Origin of the sequence: Lachnoclostridium sp. MSJ-17 (assembly GCF_018918205.1) — a bacterium.
In the GTDB taxonomy this organism is placed as follows: domain Bacteria; phylum Bacillota; class Clostridia; order Oscillospirales; family Acutalibacteraceae; genus Ruminococcoides.
The window spans coordinates 1-10,295 of sequence record NZ_JAHLQB010000090.1 but is presented as its reverse complement, the minus strand read 5'-3'; the positions used below and the strand labels follow the sequence as shown (position 1 = coordinate 10,295).

Genomic DNA, 10,295 nt, shown 5'->3' with positions numbered 1-10,295 from the left:
CAGCAATTATCCAGTGTTATTTTCAATTTATCCCCATCAAACATAGGATGTACAGGATATCGAAGAGTCAGATCCTTAGCGTAATTCTCCGGCTTTCTGTCTGCAATGGAAATTGCATTGCCCCACATAGATACATATTTTTTCATAATATCTCATAACCTCGCAAATATCTGTTTAAACAGTATTTTACATTATGTCGCCTCTCATATGTGCAAGTATACCACAAAAAGGAGCCGTGCAAAAGAGTTTCGTCACTGCTCCATATAATCACATATATCTTCCAGCGCCCTTGCATTGATCACCGCATGCTGTCTGTGAATCATTTCGCAGTCATCAGACTGCTTCATCAATCTGTCTACTTCTTTCACCAGTTGGATATCCGGTGTCAGCACACCTCTACACATGCCATTCTTTGTGAAGAAATGCAGATTATGGTTCTCACACCCGGGAATGGGAGTCATGAGAACAAGGCGCTTCCCGGTAACAGCAGCCTCAGTAGAAGAGAGTCCCCCCGGCTTAATCACCATCACATCACACAGTTTCACATAATCAGGCATTTGTTCTGTCCTTTGCAGGATAATATGCCTTTCTCCATATTGTTCATACAGTTTATGATACAATCTACGGTTATTGCCGCATATAACAATCAGTTTCACTGTTCTGTCTCTATGATAACGTCTAGCCAGCACCTTTACTGCTCTGACCAGCTTCCCTGCGCCAATACTGCCACCGGTAATCAGAATATAATGCTGCTTACTGTCCAATCCCAGTCTGTCTGCCACTTCCAGTCTGTCGTATGGTTGTGCAAATTCCCTGCGTACCGGAATTCCAAGTGGCAACAGTCTTTCCTTTGGAACTCCTCTCTTTACAAATTCTCTGGTTAATTTATCAGAAGGGATGACATACGTGTCACATTCTGTCTCTTCTGTAAAAGGAATACAGGTATAATCAGTCGCAATAAACAGCATCTTTGGCACCTGATAACCGTGCTTCTTCATATATGTCAATATCTCTGCCGGATACAAATGCGGCATAACCACATAATCATACTGTTTCTCACTTAACAGCCGCTCCATGACTGGCACCATCCTACGATTCAGGAAATATACCGGAGAGCGAAAAGGCAGTCTACGATAAAGATTGCCCAGCTCATATACTGCCCCAAAAGCAAGTGGCACTCTCTGCACCAGTTTAATATATGCGTTATCAATGAGCCGGTCAATGTAATTCCCTTTTAATGTATAGGGATCCAGCATCTTTACATTGTGTCCCCGTCTCTCTAATTCCTCTTTGACTGCATATCCTGCTGCATTATGTCCGCCACCGGTTCCGCATGATAGAATCAACGCTTCCATAACAAACTCACCCTTATCTTATCCTTCTCTTCCTTACTTAATGCAAACCGTATTTCTACCGCTATCGTAATCAGCAGAAACCCAAACTTTACTGAAAATGCTTCCTGCATAAGGCATAATATAATAAAAGATGCTCCGTAAGAGCCTATCGTTCTGTAAAAATGTGGTGTGATCCGTAATATCAGTGAAAAGAATATAAAGCAGACTGCCAACACCAGCACCGGAGTCATAACCGGGAACAGCCCTAACAAACTGCCAAAGGTAGTCGCAATACCCTTGCCGCCTCTTCCCTTATGAAACAAGGGAAATATATGTCCTATTGCAGGCGCAGACAATACCAGCGCAAGCCCTAATTGTGACATTTCTACCTGATGATAAAAAAACACCGGTATAAAGCCCTTGCTCATATCACAGCATAATGTAAGAATTCCGCACCAGAAACCACCACGCATAAAAGCATTCGCAGTTCCGGGATTCCTGTCCTTACTGCCTTCTATCATATTTTCCTTATGAAAAAGCTTCTCAAATACCCTGGCATATAGTATACTGCCCGATAAATAGCCAATTATAACGTAACATAACGTTCTCGACATAGAATCCCCCATTTTTTATAACTTATTTTGATTCAAGCTCCTGGGTAAGCTCCTGTATTTTTCTTTTCATTTCTGCAAGTTCCTCTGTCTGTTGTGCTAATATATTCTCTTGTTGTATCAACAGATCATCCTTTTGTGCAAGCATACTTTGTTGTTGTGCTATTGTATCATCTTTCTGTGCAAGCATACTCTCCTGCTGTGCTATCGTATCATGCAGATATTTCTGTTCCAGCTCATAGTCCTCCCGGTCTCTGCATCTTTCACGCACGTTGAAATCGGCGTATAAATCACATAATGTATTGGAAGCTTCTGTAAAATATTCATTGTCTTTTGCAATCATTTTCATTTCCTCCCAAGTCTTCGCCTTAAACAGTCTCGCCCAGAAATCCAGGTTCCAGTTCTTGTCCTCCTGGGTTGCCAGTTCTATATGTGATAAGTCTAACACATTCACTGCAAACTTGCTACTGTATATCCTGTGCTGCACTACATCCATTAACAAATTTTTTGAATAAAAAATAGGCTGTTCCTCAAATGGCGGGAAATTCAGAATTCCAATATGAATTGCAGGTTTCGTGTCAATATACTGGTCTCCTTTCTGTAAATTATTATACATACGGCTTAGATATCCTGAATTGCTTCTCCTATCACAATAGGATTCGTTATTTCCACCGATAAGATTTCATCCGGCTGCATATGTAATAAGGAACTCAGTAAACCTTTTAATGCCCTGTTATTCTTTTGAAATAATGCACGAAACATATAGTCATTCGTCATGTTATACTCAATTTCACCAGTTGCTCGTTCCAACTCTGGAGTAAATTTCACTTTATTCATCTATCATGTTCTTTTCCTGTAATATTACAAACGTTTGTAAAGGGCATTATAGCAATCTGTATTGGAAAAGCAAGCCAAATGTAAAAACTCGTACCTCAAATGCCAAAAGTTACACTAAAACTACACAAAAAGGAACTGTATCTCTACAGTTCCTCTCTAAAAAGTCATGCCGGCGACCGGAATCGAACCGGTACGGGTATCGCTACCCACGGGATTTTAAGTCCCGGGCGTCTGCCAGTTCCGCCACGCCGGCATATGAAAAATAAAAAGGTATTGGCTGTTATGCAATACCTAATGGATGGAGGTGGATTCGAACCACCGAAGCAATTTGCAGCAGATTTACAGTCTGTCCCCTTTGGCCACTCGGGAATCCATCCATAAAGCCGATGATCGGACTCGAACCGATAACCTGCTGATTACAAATCAGCTGCTCTGCCAATTGAGCCACATCGGCGTACTATTAATACGCAATATTTGAAAATAAAAATGGGACCTACAGGGCTCGAACCTGTGACCCTCTGCTTGTAAGGCAGATGCTCTCCCAGCTGAGCTAAGATCCCAAACAAACAAAAGTTTATTATCGTCATTCTTAAAAAGAATTAACGACCCAGACGGGACTCGAACCCGTGACCTCCGCCGTGACAGGGCGGCGCTCTAACCAACTGAGCCACTAGGCCATATCTGTTTGTGTTCCCTCAAAACCGAATACTGAAAACTATCTTCATCCATTGTATCTCTTTCCTGTGCCTTTTCGGATAAGCCCTCGACCTATTAGTGACATTCAGCTCAGTGCATCTCTGCACTTACACCCATGCCCTATCTACCTCATAGTCTCTAAGGGGTCTTACATTCTCTAAGAATGGGATATCTCATCCTGAGGGGGGCTTCACGCTTAGATGCCTTCAGCGTTTATCCCTGCCGGACTTGGCTACTCTGCCATGGATCTGGTATCCAACAGATGCACCAGCGGTCCGTCCATCCCGGTCCTCTCGTACTAAGGACAGCTCCTCTCTGATATCCTCCGCCCGCGCCGGATAGGGACCGAACTGTCTCACGACGTTCTGAACCCAGCTCGCGTACCGCTTTAATGGGCGAACAGCCCAACCCTTGGGACCTGCTACAGCCCCAGGATGCGATGAGCCGACATCGAGGTGCCAAACCACTCCGTCGATGTGAACTCTTGGGAGTGATCAGCCTGTTATCCCCAGGGTAGCTTTTATCCGTTGAGCGATGGCAATCCCACTTTATACCACCGGATCACTAAGTCCTACTTTCGTACCTGTTCCACCCGTCGGTGTCACAGTCAGGCTCACTTCTGCCTTTGCGCTCTCCGAATGGTTTCCGACCATTCTGAGTGAACCTTTGAGCGCCTCCGATACCCTTTCGGAGGCGACCGCCCCAGTCAAACTCCCCGCCAGACATTGTCCCCCGCCCGGGTCACGGGCGCAGGTTAGAAATCCAGTACCCAAAGGGTGGTATCCCAACAGCGGCTCCCCATAAACTTGCGTTCATGGCTCATTGCCTCCCACCTATCCTGTACATTGGACACCGGATCCCAGTATCAAGCTGGAGTAAAGCTCCATGGGGTCTTTCCGTCCTGGCGCGGGTAACCAGCATCTTCACTGGTACTTCAATTTCACCGGGTGCATTGTCGAGACAGCGCTCAAATCATTACGCCTTTCGTGCGGGTCGGAACTTACCCGACAAGGAATTTCGCTACCTTAGGACCGTTATAGTTACGGCCGCCGTTTACTGGGGCTTCAATTCAAGGCTTCGTTTCCTGACCTCTCCTCTTAACCTTCCAGCACCGGGCAGGCGTCAGCCCATATACCTCACCTCTCGGTTTCGCATAGACCTGTGTTTTTGCTAAACAGTTGCTTGAGCCTATTCTCTGCGGCCACATCACTGTGGCACCCCTTATCCCTAAGTTACGGGGCCATTTTGCCGAGTTCCTTAACAATGCTTCTCCCGCCGGCCTTAGGATTCTCTCCTCATCCACCTGTGTCGGTTTACGGTACGGGTACCATATACACAATAGCGGCTTTTCTCGGCACCCTGTCCGTGTGCTTCGCTACTATTCTTCGCTCCGCGTAACGCTCTCGGGTTGACATGCGGATTTGCCTGCATGTCCCTTCCTTCGCTTGCACCGGTCTTTCCTTTCCCGGCTCACACTTTCCTGATGCGTCCCCACATTTCTGATATATGGCAGTGCAGGAATCTCCACCTGCTGTCCATCGGCTACGCATTTCTGCCTCGCCTTAGGTCCCGACTTACCCGGGGCAGATCAGCTTTACCCCGGAATCCTTGGATATTCGGCCAAGAGGATTCCCACCTCTTTCTCGCTACTCATTCCGGCATTCTCTCTTCTTAGCGCTCCACTGCTCCTTACCGGTACAGCTTCGATGCACTAACAATGCTCCTCTACCAATGTATAAATACATTCCTGAGCTTCGGTGGCGTGTTTGAGCCCCGGACATTTTCGGCGCAGGACCTCTCGACCAGTGAGCTATTACGCACTCTTTGAATGTGTGGCTGCTTCTGAGCCAACATCCTGGTTGTCTTCGAAATCCCACATCCTTTTCCACTTAACACGCACTTTGGGACCTTAGCTGCAGGTCTGGGCTGTTTCCCTTTTGACCACCCAACTTATCTCGTGTAGTCTGACTCCCGTGAAGCATCAGCGCGGCATTCGGAGTTTGATAACCTTTGGTAAGCTTTGACGCCCCCTCGGGTATTCAGTGCTCTACCTCCGCCTGACTCTCACGAGGCTAGCCCTAAAGCTATTTCGAGGAGAACCAGCTATCTCCGGGTTCGATTGGAATTTCTCCCCTATCCACACCTCATCGCCACCCTTTTCAACGGATGTGCGTTCGGACCTCCACTGCCTTTTACGGCAACTTCATCCTGGACATGGATAGATCACCCGGTTTCGGGTCTGCGTATACTGACTTAACGCCCTGTTCAGACATGGTTTCCCTTCGGCTCCGCACCTTCAGTGCTTAACCTCGCCAGCATCCGCAGCTCGCCGGACCGTTCTACAAAAAGTACGCGGTTGTACATATAAAGTACTTCCACAGCTTGTAAACACAGGGTTTCAGGTTCTCTTTCACTCCCCTCCCGGGGTCCTTTTCACCTTTCCTTCACAGTACTATGCTCTATCGGTCACTGAGTAGTATTTAGCCTTACGGGGTGGTCCCCGCTCTTTCCTACAAGGTTTCTCGTGTCTCGTAGTACTCTGGATACTGCCATGTCCCTTTTCCTTTCGCTTACGGGGCTTTCACCCTTTATTGCCGGTCTTTCCAGTACCGTTCTGCTAGGATCTTGGATCATTTATGCAGTCCGAACCCCGACATGCACGCACATCGGTTTGGGCTCTTTCCATTTCGCTCGCCGCTACTTTGGAAATCGAATGTTTTCTTTCTCTTCCTCCGGCTACTTAGATGTTTCAGTTCACCGGGTTCCCGGCCTGCACCTATGGATTCAGTACAGGTCGCATGAGGTATGCTCATGCAGGTTTCCCCATTCAGATATCCATGGATCAATGGTCATTTGCACCTCCCCATGGCTTTTCGCAGCTTATCACGTCTTTCATCGGCTCTCAGTGCCAAGGCATCCGCCCTGCGCTCTTCTTCGCTTAACCTTCATATGCATAGCGTTGCATACTCGGGCACTTTACTTAAGATACTTTGTTCTCTTTTTTTGTCCTCAGAGTCATTCGCAAAACCGCCCTCTCGGGCTTTCCTTTTGCTCATATATGGCTCTCGCCATATACATTTGATGAAATATGCTCCTGAATGTAAACATTCATCGCATCTTCCCTCAAATCTGCATTCCTCTGAGCTTGCATTATATAACCATAACTGATATTCAGTTGTTTGGTTACCTCGGATGTCTTAACTTCTATTAATAGAATATTTAAGATTAGATTGATTTTCTGTATTCGGTTTTCAAGGAACACATATGGACAGCCTTGATACTGTCCAATGGGCTTAAGTGGACTCGAACCACCGACCTCACGCTTATCAGGCGTGCGCTCTAACCGGCTGAGCTATAAGCCCCGGTTATTGAGTAAGTGCGCTGACACATGAATTTATGCGCATGTGCTCACACATATAAGCATAAATTTGTGTGGCTGCATAATCAGCGAAGCTGCGGGATGACAAATCTTCGATTTGGCATACCAGCACTTACAGATGTAATTTAGCAATCTACGCAATGCGGACTCATAATCGCTTCGCGATCATTTCGTCACGTGCTTCGCACTATCCAGTTGTAAGTTCTGCCACATCCGCAAGTAAACTTGCTCTGTGTCAGCCCTTTCATCTGAGCATTGCTCATGGCTAACGTGGAGATGGAGAGATTCGAACTCTTGACCCCCTGCTTGCAAGGCAGGTGCTCTCCCAACTGAGCTACACCCCCATAGGATAATCTGGCAGCCACCTGCTCTCCCACGCCGTCTCCAGCGGAGTACCATCGGCCGCTTAGGTCTTAACCATCGTGTTCGGGATGGGAACGGGTGTGTCCCCTAAGCGCATCGCCACCAGAATATTTTCGATTTATCTTTCGCTTCGTGCCGCCGTTTCTCATTCATAAACGCTTCGCATTTATTTCATAACAACCGGCTTCTTATGCATCTTCCCGTCTGTCCGTCCCTGCAGGTAAACTTGCGTCCCATCCATCCGTTAATCTGCGCACTCAGCTCTCAACTTGATAAATCAACAGTAATGTAACCCTTACTAATTCTTTTCCTTAGAAAGGAGGTGATCCAGCCGCACCTTCCGATACGGCTACCTTGTTACGACTTCACCCCAGTTACCGGCTCCACCTTCGGCAGCTCCCTCCTTACGGTTGGGTCACTGACTTCGGGCATTTCCGACTCCCATGGTGTGACGGGCGGTGTGTACAAGACCCGGGAACGTATTCACCGCGACATTCTGATTCGCGATTACTAGCGATTCCAGCTTCGTGTAGTCGGGTTGCAGACTACAGTCCGAACTGGGACGTTATTTTTGGGATTTGCTCCCCCTCACGGGCTCGCTTCCCTTTGTTTACGCCATTGTAGCACGTGTGTAGCCCTGGTCATAAGGGGCATGATGATTTGACGTCATCCCCGCCTTCCTCCCGGTTATCCCGGGCAGTCTCTCCAGAGTGCCCACCTTAAATGCTGGCTACTGAAGATAGGGGTTGCGCTCGTTGCGGGACTTAACCCAACATCTCACGACACGAGCTGACGACAACCATGCACCACCTGTCTCCGATGTTCCGAAGAAAAACTCTCATTACAGAGCGGTCATCGGGATGTCAAGACCAGGTAAGGTTCTTCGCGTTGCTTCGAATTAAACCACATGCTCCACCGCTTGTGCGGGTCCCCGTCAATTCCTTTGAGTTTCATTCTTGCGAACGTACTCCCCAGGTGGATTACTTATTGCGTTTGCGGCGGCACCGAAGGACCTTGGTCCCCCGACACCTAGTAATCATCGTTTACGGCGTGGACTACCAGGGTATCTAATCCTGTTTGCTCCCCACGCTTTCGAGCCTCAACGTCAGTTACAGTCCAGTAAGCCGCCTTCGCCACTGGTGTTCCTCCTAATATCTACGCATTTCACCGCTACACTAGGAATTCCGCTTACCTCTCCTGCACTCGAGCTGAACAGTTTCCAATGCAGTTCCGAGGTTGGGCCCCGGGCTTTCACATCAGACTTGCTCTGCCGTCTACGCTCCCTTTACACCCAGTAAATCCGGATAACGCTTGCCCCCTACGTATTACCGCGGCTGCTGGCACGTAGTTAGCCGGGGCTTCTTAGTCAGGTACCGTCATGATCTTTCCTGCTGATAGAGCTTTACGTTACGAATAACTTCTTCACTCACGCGGCGTCGCTGCATCAGGGTTTCCCCCATTGTGCAATATTCCCCACTGCTGCCTCCCGTAGGAGTTTGGGCCGTGTCTCAGTCCCAATGTGGCCGTTCACCCTCTCAGGCCGGCTACTGATCGTCGCTTTGGTGGGCCGTTACCCCGCCAACTGGCTAATCAGACGCGAATCCATCTTGTACCACCTCAGTTTTTCACACTGTTCCATGCGGAACTGTGCGCTTATGCGGTATTAGCAGCCGTTTCCAACTGTTGTCCCCCAGTACAAGGCAGGTTATTCACGCGTTACTCACCCGTCCGCCACTAACTTTACAATCACTAGGTTTCATGTAAAGTCCGTTCGACTTGCATGTGTTAAGCACGCCGCCAGCGTTCATCCTGAGCCAGGATCAAACTCTCATGTTTAAATGTTTGATTCTCGCACCAGTTAAAACTGGCTTATCCGGCACATCTCTTTGATCTGCTGAGAACGAAGTTCTCATGTGCAAATCTCCGATTTGCGCTGTTTACTTTTTATTAAAGGTTTTTGTTCTCTGAACAATCCTATCGCTTCATTTCTGAAACTGTTTTCTCAATAGAATTTTCAGGGTTGCATTACTGTTTATTTATCAAGGTTCTGTTTGCTTGTCTCATTTGCGACAGCTTTAATAGATTATCATGTCTGCCATTCTTTGTCAAGCACTATTTTACATAACTTTTAAGATTTTTGCAAAATCTTAAATTTTCTTATGTATTTCCGCTGTAGTTATCAGCGACATTTGCTATAATATCACTACTATATATAGCTGTCAACAAAAAGTTACATTTTTTTCAAATATTATTTATATTCAATTTAAGATTTACTTTACTGATGCGATCAAATAATTATTTTTCCCCTGTTCTTTCACTTTATAAAGTACATTATCTGCACTATGTATAAAGTCAGAAATATCACTTTCTTTCTCGGCAAAAGAATTGACAGCCCCCAATGAAATAGTCACTCTGTCTGAATCCGGATGATCCGCAAAGCTGATATTCGCTTCTTTGATATTCATAAACAGCTTATCTGAGAATTGTTTTATCTCTTCATCCGTTTTGCCCATCCCCATGATCAAAAATTCATCTCCACCATATCTTGCGACAAAATAATCGTCATTTGCAGTTGTTTTTATAATATGTGCTATTTTTTTCAGACATTCATCACCATAAAGATGACCATACTTGTCATTATATACTTTAAAATAATCTATATCAAAAATAGCCATACATATCCTGTCATTATGTACGACTGCCTTTTCAAACAGTTTTTCAAAATGTCTACGCAATCCATATCTGTTGTTGATGCCTGTCAATTCATCAATCTCACTCTCTTTGACCAGTTCTCTGTTATTTTCATTTAACTGCTCGTTGAATTCCCGCTCATCTTCTAGTTTACGCCTGTTATCTATTGCTGTTATGATTGCCTCATTCAGCTCTCTGTTCAATTTCTGCTTAATTTCGAAATATTTTTTATAATATACATGAAGCAACTCCTTGTTTCTCGTTGCTTCATAATATTCTATCCATGTACAACATATTCTGAGCTGACATTTTAAAATTTTTGTTTTTTCACTTACTTCATCTAACTTCAGCAAAAGTTGTCTGGCATCTTCATAGTGTTCTGTT

Annotated in this window: 5 protein-coding genes, 7 tRNA genes and 3 rRNA genes; all 15 read right to left on the bottom strand. The window is 46.0% G+C overall.

The features are described 5' to 3' along the window. Window positions 1-251: 251 nt before the first annotated feature. Window positions 252-1,355 carry an MGDG synthase family glycosyltransferase gene (locus KQI64_RS08000; RefSeq protein ID WP_216524172.1) on the bottom strand — a complete coding sequence of 368 codons (1,104 nt, stop codon included), beginning with the start codon at window positions 1,353-1,355 and terminating at the stop codon, window positions 252-254. Further along, window positions 1,343-1,948, bottom strand: coding sequence for a glycerol-3-phosphate acyltransferase (locus KQI64_RS07995; protein WP_216524171.1), 606 nt, complete (start codon window positions 1,946-1,948; stop codon window positions 1,343-1,345). Before KQI64_RS07995 ends, KQI64_RS08000 begins: the two co-directional genes overlap by 13 nt. Before the next feature lie 22 nt (window positions 1,949-1,970). Further along, window positions 1,971-2,561 (bottom strand): PD-(D/E)XK nuclease family transposase, encoded by a 591-nt coding sequence (locus tag KQI64_RS07990; protein WP_216524170.1) that lies wholly within the window; start codon window positions 2,559-2,561, stop codon window positions 1,971-1,973. Window positions 2,562-2,566: 5 nt separating this feature from the next. After that, window positions 2,567-2,782 carry a hypothetical protein gene (locus KQI64_RS07985; RefSeq protein ID WP_216524169.1) on the bottom strand — a complete coding sequence of 72 codons (216 nt, stop codon included), beginning with the start codon at window positions 2,780-2,782 and terminating at the stop codon, window positions 2,567-2,569. 167 nt (window positions 2,783-2,949) lie between these two features. Then, window positions 2,950-3,035: transfer RNA gene (locus KQI64_RS07980), tRNA-Leu, on the bottom strand. A gap of 42 nt (window positions 3,036-3,077) precedes the next feature. Further along, window positions 3,078-3,159, bottom strand: a tRNA-Tyr gene (locus KQI64_RS07975). Between the two features lie 4 nt (window positions 3,160-3,163). Beyond that, a tRNA-Thr gene (locus tag KQI64_RS07970) sits at window positions 3,164-3,236 on the bottom strand. 33 nt (window positions 3,237-3,269) lie between these two features. Then, window positions 3,270-3,342, bottom strand: a tRNA-Val gene (locus KQI64_RS07965). A gap of 43 nt (window positions 3,343-3,385) precedes the next feature. Further along, window positions 3,386-3,459 (bottom strand) — tRNA-Asp (locus tag KQI64_RS07960). A 74-nt stretch (window positions 3,460-3,533) separates the two neighbouring features. Continuing rightward, window positions 3,534-6,422: ribosomal RNA gene (locus KQI64_RS07955) — 23S ribosomal RNA — on the bottom strand. A gap of 344 nt (window positions 6,423-6,766) precedes the next feature. Further along, window positions 6,767-6,840, bottom strand: a tRNA-Ile gene (locus tag KQI64_RS07950). A gap of 288 nt (window positions 6,841-7,128) precedes the next feature. Then, window positions 7,129-7,201: transfer RNA gene (locus KQI64_RS07945), tRNA-Ala, on the bottom strand. Window positions 7,202-7,209: 8 nt separating this feature from the next. Beyond that, window positions 7,210-7,327 (bottom strand): 5S ribosomal RNA (rrf, locus tag KQI64_RS07940). A 208-nt stretch (window positions 7,328-7,535) separates the two neighbouring features. Continuing rightward, window positions 7,536-9,056: ribosomal RNA gene (locus KQI64_RS07935) — 16S ribosomal RNA — on the bottom strand. Together the 16S, 23S and 5S rRNA genes with 7 tRNA genes alongside form the textbook arrangement of a ribosomal RNA operon. Window positions 9,057-9,490: 434 nt before the next feature. Then, the coding region (locus KQI64_RS07930) for a GGDEF domain-containing protein (protein ID WP_216524168.1) at window positions 9,491-10,295 on the bottom strand (805 nt) is incomplete at its 5' end.

Excerpts from the sequence above, each read along its gene's own strand:
- KQI64_RS07985 (WP_216524169.1), bottom strand. The coding sequence starts at position 2,782 with ATGAATAAAGTGAAATTTACTCCAGAGTTGGAACGAGCAACTGGTGAA.
- KQI64_RS07990 (WP_216524170.1), bottom strand. The coding sequence starts at position 2,561 with ATGTATAATAATTTACAGAAAGGAGACCAGTATATTGACACGAAACCT.
- KQI64_RS07995 (WP_216524171.1), bottom strand. The coding sequence starts at position 1,948 with ATGTCGAGAACGTTATGTTACGTTATAATTGGCTATTTATCGGGCAGT.
- KQI64_RS08000 (WP_216524172.1), bottom strand. The coding sequence starts at position 1,355 with ATGGAAGCGTTGATTCTATCATGCGGAACCGGTGGCGGACATAATGCA.